The sequence below is a fragment of the Pseudomonas fluorescens genome (genome assembly GCF_001623525.1).
GTDB lineage: Bacteria > Pseudomonadota > Gammaproteobacteria > Pseudomonadales > Pseudomonadaceae > Aquipseudomonas > Aquipseudomonas fluorescens_Q.
The window spans coordinates 5,465,713-5,483,486 of sequence record NZ_CP015225.1 but is presented as its reverse complement, the minus strand read 5'-3'; the positions used below and the strand labels follow the sequence as shown (position 1 = coordinate 5,483,486).

General features: G+C 58.8%; 17 protein-coding genes and 2 pseudogenes. 12 read left to right on the top strand and 7 right to left on the bottom strand.

All coding sequences use genetic code 11. The features are described 5' to 3' along the window. Window positions 1-60: 60 nt before the first annotated feature. From TK06_RS23680 to TK06_RS23665, 4 genes are all read left to right on the top strand, one after another. Window positions 61-2,487: a TonB-dependent siderophore receptor gene (locus TK06_RS23680; protein ID WP_063324066.1), complete on the top strand. Its 2,427-nt coding sequence runs from the start codon at window positions 61-63 to the stop codon at window positions 2,485-2,487. A gap of 229 nt (window positions 2,488-2,716) precedes the next feature. After that, window positions 2,717-3,847, top strand: coding sequence for a PepSY-associated TM helix domain-containing protein (locus tag TK06_RS23675; protein WP_063324065.1), 1,131 nt, complete (start codon window positions 2,717-2,719; stop codon window positions 3,845-3,847). Next, a complete protein-coding gene (locus TK06_RS23670) occupies window positions 3,844-4,023 on the top strand; it encodes a hypothetical protein (protein WP_063324064.1) in 180 nt (59 codons plus the stop codon). The genes TK06_RS23675 and TK06_RS23670 overlap by 4 nt, the downstream gene beginning before the upstream one ends. Before the next feature lie 80 nt (window positions 4,024-4,103). Then, window positions 4,104-4,733, top strand: a complete 630-nt coding sequence (locus TK06_RS23665; RefSeq protein WP_063324063.1) for a glutathione S-transferase — start codon at window positions 4,104-4,106, stop codon at window positions 4,731-4,733. 22 nt (window positions 4,734-4,755) lie between these two features. On the opposite strand, the gene TK06_RS32785 is transcribed toward TK06_RS23665, so the two are convergent. The 5 genes from TK06_RS32785 to creB form a co-directional block, all read right to left on the bottom strand. Then, a complete protein-coding gene (locus tag TK06_RS32785; RefSeq protein ID WP_170862082.1) occupies window positions 4,756-4,920 on the bottom strand; it encodes a hypothetical protein in 165 nt (54 codons plus the stop codon). Next, window positions 4,917-6,290 carry a cell envelope integrity protein CreD gene (creD, locus tag TK06_RS23660; RefSeq protein ID WP_063324062.1) on the bottom strand — a complete coding sequence of 458 codons (1,374 nt, stop codon included), beginning with the start codon at window positions 6,288-6,290 and terminating at the stop codon, window positions 4,917-4,919. The genes TK06_RS32785 and creD overlap by 4 nt, the downstream gene beginning before the upstream one ends. A 54-nt stretch (window positions 6,291-6,344) precedes the next feature. Further along, complete coding sequence (locus TK06_RS23655; RefSeq protein WP_063324061.1) at window positions 6,345-7,319, bottom strand: alpha/beta hydrolase; 975 nt, start codon at window positions 7,317-7,319, stop codon at window positions 6,345-6,347. Between the two features lie 171 nt (window positions 7,320-7,490). Then, on the bottom strand, window positions 7,491-8,909 hold the full coding sequence (gene creC / locus TK06_RS23650; RefSeq protein WP_063324060.1) for a two-component system sensor histidine kinase CreC: 1,419 nt from the start codon (window positions 8,907-8,909) through the stop codon (window positions 7,491-7,493). Further along, window positions 8,909-9,589, bottom strand: coding sequence for a two-component system response regulator CreB (creB, locus tag TK06_RS23645; RefSeq protein WP_063324059.1), 681 nt, complete (start codon window positions 9,587-9,589; stop codon window positions 8,909-8,911). Before creB ends, creC begins: the two co-directional genes overlap by 1 nt. 179 nt (window positions 9,590-9,768) lie before the next feature. On the opposite strand from creB, the gene TK06_RS31225 reads away from it, so the two are divergent. After that, window positions 9,769-10,803, top strand: a complete 1,035-nt coding sequence (locus TK06_RS31225; RefSeq protein ID WP_086936711.1) for an RHS repeat-associated core domain-containing protein — start codon at window positions 9,769-9,771, stop codon at window positions 10,801-10,803. A 295-nt stretch (window positions 10,804-11,098) separates the two neighbouring features. Here TK06_RS31225 and TK06_RS23640 read toward each other — a convergent pair whose 3' ends face one another. Next, window positions 11,099-11,605 carry an ATP-dependent zinc protease family protein gene (locus TK06_RS23640; protein ID WP_063324058.1) on the bottom strand — a complete coding sequence of 169 codons (507 nt, stop codon included), beginning with the start codon at window positions 11,603-11,605 and terminating at the stop codon, window positions 11,099-11,101. Between the two features lie 293 nt (window positions 11,606-11,898). On the opposite strand from TK06_RS23640, the gene TK06_RS23635 reads away from it, so the two are divergent. Then, entirely contained in the window at window positions 11,899-12,792 is an 894-nt protein-coding gene (locus tag TK06_RS23635; protein ID WP_063324057.1) for an acyltransferase, read from the top strand. A 271-nt stretch (window positions 12,793-13,063) separates the two neighbouring features. Further along, complete coding sequence (locus tag TK06_RS31220; protein WP_109790783.1) at window positions 13,064-13,459, top strand: DUF3757 domain-containing protein; 396 nt, start codon at window positions 13,064-13,066, stop codon at window positions 13,457-13,459. Here the strand turns inward: TK06_RS31220 and TK06_RS23625 are convergent. Next, a pseudogene (locus tag TK06_RS23625) lies at window positions 13,438-14,072 on the bottom strand (DUF2780 domain-containing protein). The gene TK06_RS31220 and the pseudogene TK06_RS23625 sit on opposite strands and share 22 nt — an antisense overlap. Before the next feature lie 301 nt (window positions 14,073-14,373). Here TK06_RS23625 and TK06_RS23620 point away from each other — a divergent pair. The 5 genes and pseudogenes from TK06_RS23620 to TK06_RS31215 all read left to right on the top strand — a co-directional run bounded on the left by TK06_RS23620 (window position 14,374) and on the right by TK06_RS31215 (window position 17,761). Continuing rightward, a complete protein-coding gene (locus tag TK06_RS23620; RefSeq protein WP_063324055.1) occupies window positions 14,374-14,796 on the top strand; it encodes a DUF3757 domain-containing protein in 423 nt (140 codons plus the stop codon). Between the two features lie 105 nt (window positions 14,797-14,901). After that, complete coding sequence (locus TK06_RS23615) at window positions 14,902-15,477, top strand: hypothetical protein (protein WP_063324054.1); 576 nt, start codon at window positions 14,902-14,904, stop codon at window positions 15,475-15,477. A 564-nt stretch (window positions 15,478-16,041) separates the two neighbouring features. Next, a pseudogene (locus tag TK06_RS23610) lies at window positions 16,042-16,313 on the top strand (hypothetical protein). A 179-nt stretch (window positions 16,314-16,492) separates the two neighbouring features. Continuing rightward, window positions 16,493-16,705, top strand: a complete 213-nt coding sequence (locus TK06_RS23605; protein ID WP_063324053.1) for a cold-shock protein — start codon at window positions 16,493-16,495, stop codon at window positions 16,703-16,705. A gap of 24 nt (window positions 16,706-16,729) precedes the next feature. Next, window positions 16,730-17,761, top strand: a complete 1,032-nt coding sequence (locus TK06_RS31215; RefSeq protein ID WP_086936709.1) for an RHS repeat-associated core domain-containing protein — start codon at window positions 16,730-16,732, stop codon at window positions 17,759-17,761. Window positions 17,762-17,774 lie beyond the last annotated feature (13 nt).

Below are 17,774 nucleotides of genomic sequence, written 5' to 3'. Positions count from 1 at the left end.
TTTTCAATTTTCATCCGGCACCCAGGCAATTGAGAAATATTTCCATTCAGGAGCCGCCGTATGTCCCGCCCGCTAGACACCCTGTTGCGCCCCAGCCTGTTGGCAATCGCCATTGCCTTCGCCACTCCCTTCGCCAGCGGCCCGCTACTGGCCGCCGAACAGGCCTCGAGCGTGCGCACCTACAACCTGCCTGCCGCGCCACTGGCCAGCACCTTGAACCAGATCGCCAGCCAGGCCGGTCTCGCCCTGAGCCTGAATCCGTCCCTGGCCTCGGGTAAAACCTCGGCGCCGGTCCAGGGCCAATTCGACGCCACGGATGCCTTGCGTGAGGCCCTGCGCGGCACCGGCCTGCAACTGGAACAAAGCAGCGCCGGCACCTACAGCCTGGTGGCGGCGCCCGAAGGTGTCATGGCCCTGCCGGAAACCAGTGTGATCGGTGCCGGTCTCAGCGAAACCGCGTGGGGCCCGACCGAGGGCTACGTCGCCACCCGCACTGCCGCCGGCACCAAGACGGATACGCCGATTGTCGAACTGCCGCGCTCAGTCTCCGTGGTTACGCGCCAGCAGATGGAAGACCGTTCGGTCCTCAACCTCAATGACGCCCTGCGCTACACCGCCGGTGTGCAGAGCAGCGGCTACGGCTCGGATTCGCGCAACGACTGGCTGTTGGTCCGTGGCTTCATCCCGACCCAATTCCTCGATGGCCTGCCGCTGCCCAAGGGCAACTACATCACGCCGAAAATCGAGCCCTGGAACCTGGAGCGCATCGCCGTGCTGCGCGGCCCGGCGTCTTCGGTCTACGGCCAGACGCCACCTGGCGGCATGCTGGACATGGTCAGCCGTCGCCCGCAAGCCGAGAGCAGCCATGAAGTCGAATTGCAGGCCGGCAGCTACGAACACAAGCAGATCAATTTCGACAGCACCGGCAAGGTCGATGACGAAGGCCAGTTCCTCTACCGGCTCAGCGGCACCGTACGTGACAGCAATTCCCAGGTCGATCACATCCCGGACAAGCGCTACAACCTCGCGCCGAGCCTGACCTGGAACATCAACGACGACACCCGCCTGACCTTCCTGTCCCAGTACACCCGCGACGACACCGGCATCACCGGGCAGTTCTTGCCGCTGCAAGGCACCAAGCTGTCTTCGCCGGCGGGCAAGATTTCCCACCACAAGAACCTCGGCGATCCGGATTGGGAATTCTACGACCGTACCTACTACGCGCTGGGCTACAACTTCGAACATCGCCTGAACGACACCTGGCAGTTCCGCCAGAATTTGCGTTATACCAAGAGTGATCTGGAGTCCCAAGGCATCACCGCGGGAACATTTCCTCCTGATCAAGCAGTAAGCCCCGACGGTACAGTCAAGCGCAGCGCCGGGATTGTTGACGAAGACATCAGCCAGTTCGCCGTCGACAACAACTTCCAGGCCGACTTCCAAACGGCAAGCCTGAGCCACACCTTGCTGCTAGGCCTGGATCACCAGCGCTCCAACAGCAATTCGCGTTGGCTGTGGGGTTCCACTGGTGTTCCCGACAGCAATATCCATAACCCGATCTACGGACAGGACTTTTCCAACGTTCAGTATTTCACCATGTACGACTACAACCAGAAGACCCAGCAAACCGGTCTCTACGTCCAGGACCAGATCGCCCTGGACAACTGGCGCCTGACCCTCGGTGGTCGTGAGGACTGGATCCACACCGGCACCGAGTTCCACAACCAGGCCGGTGCGACCAACACCCAGCGCGACAAGAAATTCAGCGGCAACGCGGCGCTGAGTTACGTCTTCGATAATGGGGTGACGCCGTACATTTCCTTTGCCCAGTCGTTCCAGGCGGCGGCGGGTTCAACCGTCAACAGCACCGACGCGTTCAAGCCGACCGAAGGCGAACAGTACGAGGTGGGCATCAAGTACCAGCCGCCCGGCACCAAAACCTTGCTGACGGCGGCGGTGTTCGACCTGACCCAGCAGAACAACTCCGTCACTGAAAACAACATCACCCGCCAAGTGGGTGAAGTACGAGTACGCGGCCTGGAACTGGAGGCGTCCGGTGACGTGACCGACAGCCTCAAGCTGATCGGCTCATACACCTACAACGACAGCGAAATCACCAAAGGCACCGTGGCTGAAGAAGGCAAGCGCATGACCCAGGTGCCGCGTCACCAGGCCACAGCCTGGGCCGATTACACCTGGCACAACGGCCCGCTGGACGGTTTCGGTGTCGGCGCGGGTGTGCGTTATGTCGGCGACACCTATGGCAACACCACCAACACCGATTGGGGCCACGTCGGCTCCTATACCGTGTATGACGCGTCGGCCCATTACGACCTGGGGCGCCTGAACAACTCGCTCAAAGGGGTATCGGTGGCGGTGGACGCAAAAAACGTCTTCAACAAGGACTACCTGTCCACTTGTGACGGTTCCTACTGCTACTACGGCGACCAACGCAACGTCGTCGCCAGCGTGAATTACAAATGGTAAACGGTTAGCATTTGCAAAATCTTTTGAGGGCACGCCGCTGAGTGCAATGTTGCTCGTCGAAGTGAATGAATCCGTGGCGAGGGAGCTTGCTCCCGCTTGAGTGCGCAGCGCTCATCCAAGAGGGGCTGCTGCGCAGCCCAGCGGGAGCAAGCTCCCTCGCCACAATGGATTGGCGCCTTGAGTCAATAGTGTGCTCGCCGCAAACGGCCTTTTTGCATTTGGAACCATCATGAAAAGCAAAACCATCCGCCGCTGGTCCTTTGTCCACACCTGGACCAGCCTGATCTGTACGGTGTTCCTGCTGATGCTGGCAATCACCGGGCTGCCGTTGATTTTCCACCATGAAATCGAACATCTGCTGGGCGACGCGCCTGAGTTCCGGGAGATGCCTGCCGACACGCCACACCTGGACCTCCAGCAATTGGTGGAAAAGGCCAAGGCCCATCGTCCGGGTGAAGTGGTCCAGTATTTTGGCTGGGACGAAGACGAGCCCAACGGCATCTTCACCATCATGGCGCCGACACCGGACACCGAGCCCAACTCCTCCCATACCTTCATGCTCGATGCGCGCACCGGCGAGGCCCTGGAAATGCCTTCGGCCAACGGCGGTTTCATGATGGTCATGTTGCGCCTGCACGTGGACATGTTCGCCGGCCTGCCGGGCAAATTGCTGCTGGCGTTCATGGGGTTGCTGTTCGTGATCGCCATCGTTTCCGGGGTAGTCCTGTACCTGCCGTTCATGCGCCGGTTGAAGTTCGCCACGGTGCGCCAGGACAAATCCACACGCCTGCGCTGGCTCGACCTGCACAACCTGATCGGCGTGGTCACGCTGGTCTGGGCGCTCACCGTGGGCGTCACCGGCGTGATTGCCGCGTGCGCCGACCTGATCATCGCCGCCTGGCGCAACGACAGCCTCAGCGCCATGGTCGAACCCTATCGCAACGCCCCGCCACTGACGCAATTGGCTCCGGCTACCCGCTTGCTCGACATCGCCAAGGAAGTCGCGCCGGGCATGGAACCGAGCTTCATTGCCTTCCCCGGCACATTGTTTTCCAGCCAACACCACTACGGCGTGTTCATGAAAGGCGGCACCCACCTGACCTCGCATTTGCTGACGCCGGTATTGATCGACGCCAGCACCCTGGAAGTCACCGCCGTGGCCGAGCGGCCGTGGTACATGGATGTCATGAGCCTGTCCCTGCCACTGCACTTCGGCGACTACGGTGGCCGGCCGATGCAGATCTTCTGGGCCACCCTCGACGTGCTCACCATCATCGTCCTCGGCAGCGGCGTCTACCTGTGGCTGGTGCGGCGTAAAGCGGCCAAGCGCGCAGCCGTCGGCACGGAGGTCGTCTCGTGAGGCCTCGGCAGTCGAGTTTCTGGAAGGTGTTTGGTATTCCCGTGGTGATTGGCGTACTGAGCGCAGCAGGGTTGTTTTCGGCGCTGCTGGGCGATGGGATGTGGGATGCAGTGGCCTGGGTGGGCCTGGGGGTTCCGACGGTGCTGGGGACCTGGGGATTGCTCAAGCGCGGATAAGCTCAGCCGGACGCGGCCACTCGCCAGCCGCACCGGAACTGTCTAGGCTAAGTCCTGCCCGCCAATCGAGGAGACTTTGCATGTCCACCCCCAGCATGACGCTGTTCCACAACCCCGCTTCGCCTTTCGTTCGCAAGGTCCTGGTGCTGCTGCACGAAACCGGTCAGCAGGATCGCGTGGCATTGCAGCTCAGCCAGCTCACGCCGGTCAAGCCGGATCGGGCGCTCATCGATGACAACCCGTTGAGCAAGATCCCGGCCCTGCGCCTGGCCAACGGCAGTGTCATCCACGACAGCCGGGTCATTCTCGATTACCTCGACCACCAGCACGTCGGCAACCCGCTGATCCCCCGCGATGGCGCGGCCCGCTGGCGGCGCCTGACCCTGGCCTCCCTGGCCGACGGGATCATGGATGCGGCGGTGATGATCCGTTACGAAACCGCGCTACGCCCGGCGGAAAAGCACTGGGACGAATGGCTCGAGGCGCAGCGGGACAAGATTCGCCGCGCCTTGGGCATGCTCGAAGCCGAGGCGATTGCCGAACTGGCCTGCCACTTCGACGTGGCCTCCATCAGCGTGGCGTGTGCCTTGGGCTACCTGGACCTGCGCCATCCCGACCTGGAATGGCGTAAGGCCAATCCGCAACTGGCGGCGTGGTTTGCCGAGGTCAGTTTGCGGCCATCAATGCTTGAAACAGTGCCCCGGGTCTAACGCTGCACAAGCTGTGCCGGCCTCATCGCGAGCAGGCTCGCTCCCACATAGAATCGTGTTGCACCTTGTGGGAACGAGCCTGCTCGCGATGGCAGCGCACCGGATCCAGCGGGAACAACCCGGCAATACGCATTACCAACACTTCGCGCACCCGCTGATCCTCCCGCAACCCCAGCGACCGGCTCATTTCACCTCTCCCAGATCAAAGCTCATCGCCGCCGCCGGCTTCGCGCCAACCCCGTACCAGTCCAGCTTGCGGGTCAGCACCATGAACACCCCCAACAGGCCGAACAGCAACAGCGAGCCCATCAACAACGCGTAGTCCTCTGCGCTCAACAGGCCGTAGAGCAAACCGTACAAGCCCGCCAGCCCCGCCGAAAACCCCAGGCCATGGCTGACGCTGCGCAGCACATGGCAGACATAGAAGCCGATCAGCAACACACAGGCACTGGCCGACGCCAGGTAGGCCAAGGCGAAGCCAATGTGCTCCGACAATGACAGCAGCAACAGGTAAAAGAACGCCAGCGCCACACCCACCAAGGCGTACTGGACCGGATGCACCGCCAGGCTCTTGAGCACTTCGAAAAGGAAGAAGCCGGCGAAGGTCAGGGCGACGAACAGCAGCGCATATTTGATCGCCCGGTCGCTCTTGAGGTACTGGTCCACCGGGTCGATGAAGCTCACTCCGAAGGCCCGGCTGCGGAACGCTTCACAACTATCGCTTGGTTCGCAGGCTTGCAGTGTTTCCAGAAGGTTGGTGGAGAAAAACGACGTCTGCCAGTCGGCACTGAAACCCTGCTCATTGATCTCGCGATTGGTGGGCAGGTAGTTGCCAATGAAGCTGGGATGTGGCCAGTCGGCCGACAGGTGCACCTTGGTGGATTTGCCCACTGGCAGAATCTGGAACTCGCCGGTGCCTTGCAGGCGCAGGTCAAAACCGAAGGTCAGCTCAGGGCCGCCCTGGGCGCTGATCATTGGCAGCGGCACGTGCACACCCTGCCCCAGCCAGCCGAGCCGCGAGCCAGGCAGGAAATCGACGGTCTGTTGGTTCAGCGTCAGCGTCAGCGCATTCTCGATGCCGCGAATATCGCTGATGCCGACGCTCAGGTATGGCTCGTCGAAGCGGTAGTCGGCAAAGTCCTTGGCAGCGACACCGTAGCGCTCAGGCACCTTGAAGCGGCCATCGATCCGGTTATCGGCATGGAATAAACGCGCTTCGTAGATGCCCCGGGCACGGGTTTCGGTGCGGATTTGGCCGTCGAGTTCAAACTGCTCCGGTAAAAAATACAACTCACCTGCTCGCTCGACGGTTTCCAGGAAACGCACGCCGGTCTTCTCGTTGGTATTCCAGACCTTCACGCTCTTGCGAAACGGCACCACGATCATCGGCCCGATCAGTTGCTGGTTGTAGCTGGAGCTGCGGGCGATGTCCTGCAGCACACCGTCACGCAGTTCCTGGCGCTCATCAATGAGCCCGTTGATCATCAACAACGGGATCATCAACAAGAGAATCAATAGGGCGATCATGCCCAGTTTTATGGCGAGACTGCGGTTCATGTGGGGCTCTCCCTGTTCGAATGAGGGAGAGTCTGGGGTGGCTGTGTGTTGGGCTTATGGAGCGATTGTGGAGATTGTGTGGAGACTGCCATCGTCGTGTCGAGCACGAACGCCGGCACCCGCCACGTCCACGGCCTGGAAAGCTTCGCGCAGGGAATCTTCCATCAGTTGCCAGGCCTGCTCGGCCGACTCGTCCGGCCCCAGGTGAGTGAACATATGGTCGCAGCCTTCAAACATTCGCAACCGCACTGGCACGCCAGCCTGACGCAATTTCTCGGCGTAGGCCTCGCCCTCGCCGCGCAAGATATCGTACTGGGCCGTAATCACCGTGGCGGCCGGCATCCCTACCAGCGCATCGACCGGCGACAGCAAGGGCGACGCCAACGGATCGAGCGCGTGTGCCGGATCGCTCAGGTAGCAGCGCATGAAGAAGCGCATCAGGCCGACACCGAGCAAGGGACGGGCAACGGTGGAGGTCTTCAGCGCCGGGTCTTGGGCCAGGTCCAGCGCCGCATAATCGATCAATTGATGCACCACTTTCAATGTTCGATGCCCCCGCGCCAGGCCCGCCACCACCGCGGCCAGATTACCGCCGGCGCTATGACCACCGACGGCGATCCGCTGGGGATCGATACCCAACGCTTCGGCCTGGCCTGCCAACCACTCGAGCACCGCAAAACATTGCCGCGGCGCTGCGGGAAAGACCTGCTCTGGCGCCAGCGCATAGTCCAGGTTGACCACCAGGCAATTCAGGTTGTGGGCCAGTCGACGGCAATAGCTATCGTCATGCTCGGGCGTTCCGGCGACAAAACCACCCCCGTGGAAATTCAGATACACCGGCAGCGTCGTCGCGGTCTGGGAATGGGGCCAGTAGAACAACGCCCGCGCGGGTCCCCATGGGGTTGCAATGGTTTGTTCGGCCACGGCGCGCAACGGAAACCGCGCGGGGTCATAGGTGAACTTCGCCTTCATTCGCTTGGCGAAGGCGCGCAGCAACTTGGCCTGCAATTTTTGCCAGAGGCTTACCATGCTCATGCTCCCGGTTGTGTAGCCACGAATAGGACCAACGAACCGAAAGCCATCTCGCCGTAAGGCGGGGCGTGCTGACAGGTCTAGTTATTGTTCGTCAGTGCTGAGCGAAAACTAAACCTAAAAATTGATTATGTAAATTAACCAATAACAAAATTAATCAAATTTTTCTCAAGGCAACCGCAGCACCACCTCCACCCCACCCTCGACGTTGCCAATCCTGAATTCACCGCCATGCAACTGCACCACTTCCTCCACGAAGTTGAGCCCCAGGCCCGTGCTCTTGCGACCGCTGTCCGGGCGCGGCAGGGAGTAGAAGCGCTCGCTCAGGCGTGGCAGGGCGTAGTCGGGAATCGGTTCGGCCTGATTGAACAGGCGGATCTCGACGTGGTTGTCGATTCGTTCGGCGCTGATGCGCAGCAATCCATGGGCGGGAGTAAAGTCCAGGGCGTTTTCCAGCAGATTACCCAGGGCCTGGCGCAACAGAAATGCCTCACCCGTTAGGGTCAGGTCGGCGGCAATACGTTGCTCGACCTTTAGCTGACGACTTTCGATCCAGCCACCGCGCGCCTCCAGCAACTCATCCAGCAAAGCCACCAGCGGCACAGCGACCACGTCCTCCAACCCCTGTCGTTGCTCGATCTGGGCCAGGTTGAGCAAGCGTTCGATCAACTGCTGCATGCGTACGCTTTCACTCTCGATGTTGCTGACGAAACGCTGGTGCTGGGCCGCCGGCATATCACTTTGCAGCAGTTCGGCAGCGCCGCGGATCGCCGCCAGCGGGCTCTTGAGCTCGTGGGTCAGGGTGTGCACGTAACGCTCGACGTAGGCCTTGCCTTCGAGTTGGGTGCGCATGTGCTCCACCGCCCCCGCCAGTTGCTCGAACTCGCCGCCGCGATAATGCGGCACTTCCACCCGGCGTCCCTGGCTGACCGCCTGGGCGTAGGTCGTCAAACGGCGCAATGCTGCGCTGAGCCACCATGACAACAAAGCCCCCAGCAGCAGGCCAAGGACGATCAGCCCGGCGCCGTAGGCCAGCAGGCGCCGCTCCGTGCGGTCGACATAGGGTTGCAGCGAACTGTTGGGCTTGGCCACGGTGACGACACCGATGATGCGGCCGTTATCGCGGATCGGCGCGCCGACGTGCATCACCGAAGACGTTGGATCATCGGCAACGCTGCGGGTCGAACGGGCGCCGTAGTGGCCACGCAAGGTCAGGTAAACGTCGTTCCAGCGCGAATAATCCTGGCCCACCGCCACGCCACTGGAGTCGAGCACCACGATGCCCTTGGCATCCGTGACATAGATGCGATGGCTGACCTGGTTTTTCGGCAAGCCCCAGATCGTCGCCGCCGGCTGGCGCTCGCCGTAGGCCTTGAGCAACTGCGGCCAACGGTTCTGGTTGAGGGTGCCGGCCTTGAAATCGTCCCGCAGGATCTCGGCCATCAGGTTGGCCGTGTCCACCAGGGTTTCTTCGGTGGACTGGCGCACGCCGGGGCGGATTTCCTCCATGACCGTGTTGAGCACGAAATACCCGGTCAGACCGATAAACAGTACATAGACCAGGAAAATCCGGATCCCCAGCGACATCAGCTGTGCCCCGGGCTGTAGCTGTAGCCCAGGCCGCGATGGGTCTGGATCGGTTCGGCCTCGGCTCTCACCAGGCGCAACTTGGCGCGCACGCTCTTGATATGGCTGTCGATGCTGCGCTCGTAGCCTGCATCACTGGCCACGCCCAGGGCATCGAGCAATTGTTCGCGGCTGAAAACCCGCTCAGGTTGCTCCAGCAGACAGTTCAGCAGGCGAAATTCGTGGCGCGTGAGGTTCAGCGGTTTGCCGCGATAGTTGATCTGCACCCGGTCGCTGTCCACCTGGAACAACGCTGTGCTTGAGTCCGCCGCCGGTCGCGGCGCCACGCGCTTGAGGATCGCCCGGACCCGGGCCGCCACCTCGCGGGGACTGAAGGGCTTGACCACATAATCGTCGGCACCGATCTCCAGGCCCACGACCCGGTCGATCTCGCCATCCCGGGCTGTCAGAAAGATGACCGGAACGTCGCTGAAACGTCTGAGATTTTTACACGTCTCGAATCCGCTGATATCCGGCAGGCCCACATCGAGGATGATCAGGTCGGCCGGGGTGTTCTTCTGGTGATCGAGGGCGGCGGCGCCAAGGCTCAGCCAAGTGGTGTCGAACCCCTCCCCTTGCAGGGCAAACACCAGCGTATCGGCGATGGCGGCTTCGTCTTCGACAATCAGGATATGAGGCATGGCTTGCGAGCCCGGCAATAAAGTTGCCGGAACGGTGCCGCAAGGCTTGGGGCACGTCAATTGGCAGTTGAGTTTATGGGTGGGACGCTGTTGCACCTAACAGTTCTGATAGTTGGCATCCACCGGAAAAAGACCGATGCTGAGGCTGGATTTCTTGGTCCTTACCTGGAACTCAGTCGATGTCTACCGTCCCTAACGAAACCGTATGGTGCCGCTATCACTACGACCCGCTTGATCGCCTGAGCGATTGCGCCCCCATGAATGCTGCCGCCATTCAGCGTTTTTATTGCAAAAGCCGATTGGTCACTGAAATACAGGGCGCGGTGCAGCGTAGTGTTGTCCAGCACGACGATCAGTTATTGGCGCAGCAACAGCGACAGGGGAGCGTCGCGAATGCAATTCTGCTGGCCACCGATCTACGACGCTCGGTGTTGCACACACTCGATGCTCAAACACATCAACCATTGATTTATACGCCCTATGGCCATCTCCCAGCGGACAGCGGCCTGACCAGCCTGCTTGGGTTTAACGGCGAGCGCCGTGATCCGGTGAGCGGGCATTATCTGCTGGGCAATGGTTATCGGGCGTTTAATCCCGTGTTGATGCGATTCAATAGCCCGGACAGTTTGAGTCCGTTTGGCAGGGGTGGGTTGAATGCGTATGTATATTGCTTGGGAGATCCGGTGAATCTTGAAGATCGGACGGGGCACATGCCCCTTAAATGCTTTCCACTGTTTACTCGGAGGCCCCGCACTCCTACTACGGTCAATCAGGGCATACCTGTTGCCCAGACAAGCACAACCGCCACTGTTGCCTCAAACAAAGCATCGCCCCCCAAACCTTTATCTAGTGCATCAGCGCCCGGCAGTAGCAGTGGCAGTACGTTGCAAGCGCCCAGGAAAAGCTCTCAGTCAAGCAGCACGAACCCATACCCATCTATTCCGGAAGTATTTGTCGAAAAATGGCAATCGCAAGGCGCATTTAGTTTTCAAATTATTGACACACAAAACTATAAAACTATAGAAGTCGTACAGATCACACCCACCCAGAGAAACACTTACGATTTCCTGCTTTTAAGCGACAGCATGGATATCTCTACTTTATCCGAACAAATACGCCAAGACTTTGGGCTAAAGAAACAAGAAAATAGACTCTACATGCTTTCACTCGATAACGTGCGCCCCATAGATGACTTTATAAATATTATACGATAGAGAGATAAATCCAACCCCCCCACTTTTTCCACCCACGCTACAAACATCTTCGCAAGACATCACGACTTCGCCATGAATTTAACCACGCTAAGATTCGGACGTTCTATGAGCCTTTACAGGAGATAACATTTCCATTCAAGTAGGGCCTGAAAGAGAAAGCAGATAATGATGATCTCCAGCCAAGTAAACTTCTACGTCAGTACAAAAATCCACCTATTATCCGAGCATCGAAACAGAAGACCATTCGGATATGGCGTCCAAGCACAACGCTGCTGGACGCCTTAGCCCTCATCCCTCAACAATCTGGCTTATCTGCCGTAAACCGCCGCGCCGGGTTCACCGCTGCGCCAAACTCACGCAATGCCTTGGCACCAATCAACAACGGGTAGTTGAAACTGCTGCGGTCGGTCAGGTTGACCTCCACGGTGCGCTTGACGTTACCCAGGCACAGTTCCAGATCCACCACCGGGCGCTTGGTCGGCGCAATTTTTTCGTCGTCGTCCTCATCCTCTTCAGAGCGGGTCTTGATCTTGCTGATGCGCGCAATCTTGTGTTCGTAGACCTTGTTGCTCGCACCTTTGGTCGCCAGGCGGAAGCGCACCCAGTCGTCACCGTCGCGGGTGAACGTTTCGATGTCCTTGGCCGACAGCGAGGCGGTCAACGCGCCAGTGTCCATCTTGGCCTTGAGCACTTCGCCACCGATTTCCGGCAGCGCGATGTATTCGTAGCGCCCGTACAGGGTCGGCTCGGCGGCCAGCACTGGAAGGGCCACCAGGGTAAGCAGGGCGAGAAAGGATTTCATGCAATAGGGCTTCCTGTGTGGGGTGGGGGTTTAGACCGTGACGGGTGAATTCGTTCGGTTGGACGGGTACCTGTGGCGAGGGAGCTTGCTCCCGCTCGACTGCGCAGCAGTCGCAAAATCGACCCGATCATGGCCACTATGGGGGGCCGCTTCGCAGCCCAGCGGGAGCAATCTCTGGCCACAAAAGCCAACCCAGCATACCCGCCAAAAGGTGAAGCATTTGTCCACGCCGATTTGGCCTGCCGCCCGAAGCTGCTTATCATGGCCCGCCCACCCGCTTGCAAGAGTCATGTATGCGCCGCCTGCTCACCGGCTGTTTCGTCACGCTGCTGTTATTGCTCAACACCCTGGTGCTGTTCGGGCCGCTAATGGTGTTCGCCCTGCTCAAACTGATCCTGCCCGGGCGCTTTCGCGACTATGCCTCGTGGGCGGTGATGTGGATCGCCGAGACCTGGGCCGAAATCGACAAGCTGATCTTCGCCCTGTGCATCCCCACCCGCTGGGACATCCGCGGCGGCGGTAACTTGCGTCGCGACACCTCTTACCTGGTGATCAGCAATCACCAATCCTGGGTCGACATCCCCGCCCTGGTCCAGACCCTCAACCGGCGCACGCCGTTCTTCAAGTTCTTCCTCAAGAAAGAACTGATCTGGGTGCCGTTCCTGGGGCTGGCCTGGTGGGCGCTGGATTACCCGTTCATGAAACGCTACACCAAGGCCTTCCTGGCCAAGAACCCGGAACTGGCCGGCAAGGACCTGGAAATCACCAAGGCCGCCTGCGAGCTGTTCAAGCGCCAGCCGGTCACCGTGGTCAACTACCTCGAAGGCACGCGCTTCACCGCCGCCAAAAGCCAACAGCAACAGTCACCCTTCACCCACCTGCTCAAACCCAAGGCCGGTGGCGTGGCGTTCGTGCTGGCGGCCATGGGTGAACAACTCGATGCCGTACTGGACGTCACGGTGGTGTACCCGCAGGAACGGATTCCCGGGTTCTGGGATTTGATCAGCGGCGCGGTGCCCCGGGTCATCGTCGACATCCAGACCCGCGAGCTGGACCCGGCGCTGTGGCAGGGGGATTACGAGAACGACCCGGTGTTTCGCCAGCATGTGCAGGATTGGGTTAACCAGCTGTGGACTGAGAAGGATCGGCGGATTGCGGCGTTGCGTAGCGAAACAATGGATTCCTAACAGTTCTGATAGTTGGCAGCGGCGCAAAACCGCGTGAAACCTTCATCCCGAACATCCTCGGACCCCTGAAAAAACCGCCCCTTCTGTTAATCCTTCAGACGTTTCCGCTTTTCATGAAGTTTTGAGTTCTTATCGCCAAAGGTTAACAGGCAAGAACCAGCTAATTCCAAATCAGCGTAAACAACTGTCAGCATTGACAGTAGCCCTCGCCAAGCACAGCCGCAAACATGTCGCCGGGACACATTGTGGAGGCAAGCCCATGAGAAACTTAATGACTGATGGCGGCGCAGGAATTTGCTTACTGATAATCGGCCATGTTCATGCCGCAGAAGTCACCTGTCCGGCTACAACACTCATCCATGACACCACTGAAACAGTAGAAATTCAGGATGATCGCGAATGGCAGAGCCAGGACCTTGGACAGGAGGCCAATCCAGCGGTGCAGCAATTCAACGGTGCTGAGTTCGCGGTCCATGAACCCGACGAAGATGAACAGGTGCCGAGGAGAGTGATCATTAGCTGCAATTACGGCGAGAACAACCTCACGCTGGATTATCTTGACGTCCAGGAGCCGGCGTCCTTGCCCTGGTCGGCCAACCATTGCGCCAGTCGGGACACCTACTCCTGCAAGCCGGTGAACGCCGACTATTTCAGCTTGAGGTTTTGATGGTTCCGTGGCGGATTTTCGATGTCGCCACCTTCATCAAACACCCGCCCCGTGCCCCAGATCCCCCCAGATTCTGCAGCAACGAACCCGCCACGCCCTGTTGGCCGAGGTACTGCAAGATAATCGGGGCAAACTGGCCGATCATGCCGCTGTCCATGCCCAGCGCACTGAAGGCATTGTTCAGGTCGCCGGTGTCCTTGACGTTGCCCAGCAAGCCGTCGAGCAGTGCATTCTTCTCCGACCCGCCCCCGAGCAAACCGCCCAGACCATTAAGCCCGCCAATAGCACTGTTCCCAGCGATCTGATCCAGGCCCGGAACACTTTTGCTCAACTCGGAAAACTGCGGCTCGCTGAGTCGGTTCTTCGCCAGCCCCAGCATCGCACCGGCACCGCCGATGGCCTGTTCCGGCGTGATCTTGAGTTCCGATCCCAAGGTGTTGAGCAACCCGGCGGCTTTCGGCGCGGCGGCCACGGCGCCCTCGCCCTGTTCGCCTTGGTTGCCCTGCATCGCCGACACCACATTGGCTGCATCACTGAGACTGAACTGCGCGAAGGCTGGGCTGGCAGCCAGCGTCAACAGGCAAGACAGAGCAAAACCACGTGAAACCTTCATCCGGGACATCCTCTAGACCATGAAAAAGCCGCTCATCAAGAGCGGCGTAAAGCGAGCGTTGGACTGGAGCGGATGCAGATTGTTCCTAAACGTATTACAGGAATGGCCGATAGCCACTACAGAAAAATCTTCCAAGCCCGTCAGAAGTGTCTGATTCAATGAAAACTGCGCTTTTTCTTATAGCTATAAGTTACCAAACATCCATATACAGTTCTGAATTGACATAAATAACTGCCAACATTGACAGTAGCCCGCCCGACCAAAGCCGTGAATCGTTGATCTGAGCCCTGGAGCCTGGCACATGAGAAAAATACTGGCTGGAGGCGCGGCGTTGCTTTTGCTGATCATCGGCCACGCCCATGCCGGTGAAATAACCTGCCCTGCCGTCACTGACATTCATAAAAACATTGAATCGGTGGAAGATGTTTTTTTCGTCGAGGCACAAGACAACCACGAATGGGAGAGCGAAAGCCTGGTGGACGTGGTCGACCCGGCAAGGCTGCAATTCGAAGGCGCCGAGTACGTTATCCATGAAGCCGACGAGGATAGACAGGCAGCCACAACGGCGACCGTCACGTGCCGGTACGGGGACATAAATCTGAATATGGAGTATCAGCAGATCTTGGAACCGGCCTTTTCAGGGTGGGTGAATAATCGCTGCGAAAGCCCGGACACCAAAATGTGCAGGTTAATGGACGCAGACTACTTCAACCTGTTGCTTTGATCGGGAATGGCAACCGCGTCACTGTTCCTGCACAGCATTTCAAGGCGCCCTGCCATCGCCTGCACCGTTACCGTACAGTGCGGCTTTCTCCTGCAGAGTTTGCCTATGAACGTAAAAATCGGCGGCGCGGCCCTCGCCGTCATCCTGACGGGCATGCTCATTGTCCTGGGCGTCAACGAGTACCAGCGTGGCCCGCTGAATCCGGAACTGGCCGACGGCACCAGCGAAGAACAAAAGACCTGGCTGACCATCGAACACCGCATCAAGCGCTCCGCCCCGACGCTTACCGATGTGACCCGCGACCAGCAAACGCTGAGGTTGCGCTACCGTCCAAACACCGCCGCGGATGACAGCAACGCCTGGGTTGCGGACCTGCTGCGGGTTGTCGGCCATGGCCTGGCGGCGCTCAACGGCGCACCGGGGGGTAAGCAGTACACGCAAGTGACGGTCAAGGCGCGCCTGCTGGCCGATGATGACGTGGAGCTGGTCTACGACATGCAAGGCTTCGACGCCATCAAGACGCAACAGGATGGCTACGTCACCTTCGCCAGCATGCCCCGTAGCCTGGACTTCAGCGCCGATGCCCTGACCCAGGCGCAAGACTATTGCCAAGGCCCCAGCGCCCAGGGCTTCTACCCTGAATTCTGCGACCGGGTCGAGGCCGCGACTGCACACCAATAACCGGGTGGCGAGGGAGCTTGCTCCCGCTCGAGTGCGAAGCGCTCGCCGCTGGTATCTGAAAAGCAGGGGACTGCTCTCCCTCTGTGGCGAGGGGGATTTATCCCCGCTGGGCTGCGCAGCAGCCCCTAAAACAGCGAACTCAATCCTCCTGACGCACCGAGCTGCCTGGTTTGGGGGGCCGCTTCGCAGCCCAGCGGGGATAAATCCCCTCACCACAATGGAAGCGGTGTTCCTGCCTGAATACTCACGACCAAAAATCCCACAAATACTTGGGAAATCCCCCGCAACAGCGAGCCTTGCCCAGCCCAATAGGCGATGCCTATAGTTCTTCCCGTCGTCCACATGGCGACTCGGGTTTGGCGACTCGATACACTATGGTCAGAAGCCCTGCTTTTTGGCACGGGCTTTTGCACTCGCAGAATTGCTCAATGGCAGTTGTGCGCGGGAGGCCTTCGGGTCTGCCGGCTTCCATGGTGTCCGGTTCGCCAACCTGCGTACAGCTGCCACCCATTCGTTTGGCGACGAGTGAGTGGCGGCATCATCGAACCCATGGAGATCTACCCAATGAACCGATACATCCCCATCACCGGCGTCGACTGCACCCCCGCCACCCTGCTTATCGACACCCAAGCCCCCTCGACGTCCTCTACGAAACCGCCGCCTACCGCATCCGTGCCGCCACCCAACTACTGGAAAACATCGCCTTCCGCGAGGAGATCAGTTCCGACGCCGTCGTCCTCCACGACTTCGCCCTGCTCCTGGCGATTCCGTTGCGCGATGGCTGCGACGTGCTGGACGTGATCGGCCGACGATTGCAGGCGCAAGCCCTGGCATGACTGCCACGTGACCGTGATCTGAATATCACCTGCAATCGGTTATTCCCTCTCGGTATTGCCTACTGTCAACTCTGACAGTAGGCAACGATTTGCCCCGATCCTAAGCTCCCGTCGTGTCAACGAAAACAAGGCCATGGGCAACCACGCCTTTATCCATTCGGGCAATCAGGACAATAAAAATGAACGACCGAATCAAGGGAACCGTTAAATGGTTCAACGATGCAAAGGGCTATGGCTTCATTTCCTGTGGCAAAGGTGGCGAGGAGTTGTTCGTTCACTATTCGGCGATATCCGGCGAGGGTTATAAAACCTTGAAAGAGAGACAAACCGTCTCCTTTGAAATCGAGCAGGGAAGCAAGGGAATGCAGGCCACGAAAGTTACGCCGGAATAATCGGTCCATTCAGGGAGCCAACCCATGTCTGCTAACCGTGAAACACCGCTCTGTCGCTACCATTACGACCCATTGGATCGTCTGGCCGACTGTTCACCATCGACCCAGGCCAGTACCCAGCGCTTTTATCTGCAAAAGCGCCTGACCTGCGAGATACAAGGTTCTATAGGGCGCTCGATTTTCCAGCAGGCCGATCAACTCCTAGCGCAACAACAGCGCCAGAACGGCGCCGTCGAAACCACGTTACTTACCACCGATCAACAACGCTCGGTATTGCACGCACTCAATGCAACGCAGCCTTATGCCCTTGCCTACACGCCTTACGGCCACCGCCCGCCGGAAAACGGTTTGCTTAGCTTGCTCGGCTTCAATGGCGAACGGTCGGACCCGGTGACGGGTCATTATTTGCTGGGTAATGGTTATCGGGCATTCAATCCGGTGTTGATGCGGTTCAACAGCCCCGACACTTTGAGTCCTTTTGGAGAGGGAGGGTTGAATACGTATGTGTACTGCGCAGCAGATCCGGTGAATCGGAACGACCCGACGGGCCATGTTTGGCGCCCACTCATGAAGCAATACAGGTTCAGGACCCCATCGACTCGTCGCCCGGCAGATATAATAGGAGGCTCTGAAGAACCTGGCCAAAACATCCCAATAAAACAAAAAACCATGGATTTACCTGAGCGCATTTCTTATGTAAAAAATCCAAAGACTCAAAAAAAACACAGTGAAAGAAGCACTCAACACTGGATTGCCGAAAAATCCGAAACGCCACACAGAACAAATCCCGAAGACATCCCGAACTGGATTGAAAGCGGCGCCAACCTCCCAGACAAAGAGTTAGAAAACTCTGCTCCACTTAAATTCAGCGACGAAGTGCATCGACTAAAATACAGGGAGCGACGAGCAGTAACGCTCGCCGGTAGAAAGGTCAATTCAAATATAATAACCAACTTACCAATGTATGGCCTAGGACCAATTCCTTTTGATTTGGAGGCATTACGCACCTATTACATCAACAGATATACTTTAGAGCCTAAAAACATTCGTGGATAATTCAAGACACCTT

Excerpts from the sequence above, each read along its gene's own strand:
- TK06_RS23680 (WP_063324066.1), top strand. The coding sequence starts at position 61 with ATGTCCCGCCCGCTAGACACCCTGTTGCGCCCCAGCCTGTTGGCAATC.
- TK06_RS23675 (WP_063324065.1), top strand. The coding sequence starts at position 2,717 with ATGAAAAGCAAAACCATCCGCCGCTGGTCCTTTGTCCACACCTGGACC.
- TK06_RS23665 (WP_063324063.1), top strand. The coding sequence starts at position 4,104 with ATGTCCACCCCCAGCATGACGCTGTTCCACAACCCCGCTTCGCCTTTC.
- TK06_RS32785 (WP_170862082.1), bottom strand. The coding sequence starts at position 4,920 with ATGAGCCGGTCGCTGGGGTTGCGGGAGGATCAGCGGGTGCGCGAAGTG.
- creD (WP_063324062.1), bottom strand. The coding sequence starts at position 6,290 with ATGAACCGCAGTCTCGCCATAAAACTGGGCATGATCGCCCTATTGATT.
- TK06_RS23655 (WP_063324061.1), bottom strand. The coding sequence starts at position 7,319 with ATGGTAAGCCTCTGGCAAAAATTGCAGGCCAAGTTGCTGCGCGCCTTC.
- creC (WP_063324060.1), bottom strand. The coding sequence starts at position 8,909 with ATGTCGCTGGGGATCCGGATTTTCCTGGTCTATGTACTGTTTATCGGT.
- creB (WP_063324059.1), bottom strand. The coding sequence starts at position 9,589 with ATGCCTCATATCCTGATTGTCGAAGACGAAGCCGCCATCGCCGATACG.
- TK06_RS31225 (WP_086936711.1), top strand. The coding sequence starts at position 9,769 with ATGTCTACCGTCCCTAACGAAACCGTATGGTGCCGCTATCACTACGAC.
- TK06_RS23640 (WP_063324058.1), bottom strand. The coding sequence starts at position 11,605 with ATGAAATCCTTTCTCGCCCTGCTTACCCTGGTGGCCCTTCCAGTGCTG.
- TK06_RS23635 (WP_063324057.1), top strand. The coding sequence starts at position 11,899 with ATGCGCCGCCTGCTCACCGGCTGTTTCGTCACGCTGCTGTTATTGCTC.
- TK06_RS31220 (WP_109790783.1), top strand. The coding sequence starts at position 13,064 with ATGACTGATGGCGGCGCAGGAATTTGCTTACTGATAATCGGCCATGTT.
- TK06_RS23620 (WP_063324055.1), top strand. The coding sequence starts at position 14,374 with ATGAGAAAAATACTGGCTGGAGGCGCGGCGTTGCTTTTGCTGATCATC.
- TK06_RS23615 (WP_063324054.1), top strand. The coding sequence starts at position 14,902 with ATGAACGTAAAAATCGGCGGCGCGGCCCTCGCCGTCATCCTGACGGGC.
- TK06_RS23605 (WP_063324053.1), top strand. The coding sequence starts at position 16,493 with ATGAACGACCGAATCAAGGGAACCGTTAAATGGTTCAACGATGCAAAG.
- TK06_RS31215 (WP_086936709.1), top strand. The coding sequence starts at position 16,730 with ATGTCTGCTAACCGTGAAACACCGCTCTGTCGCTACCATTACGACCCA.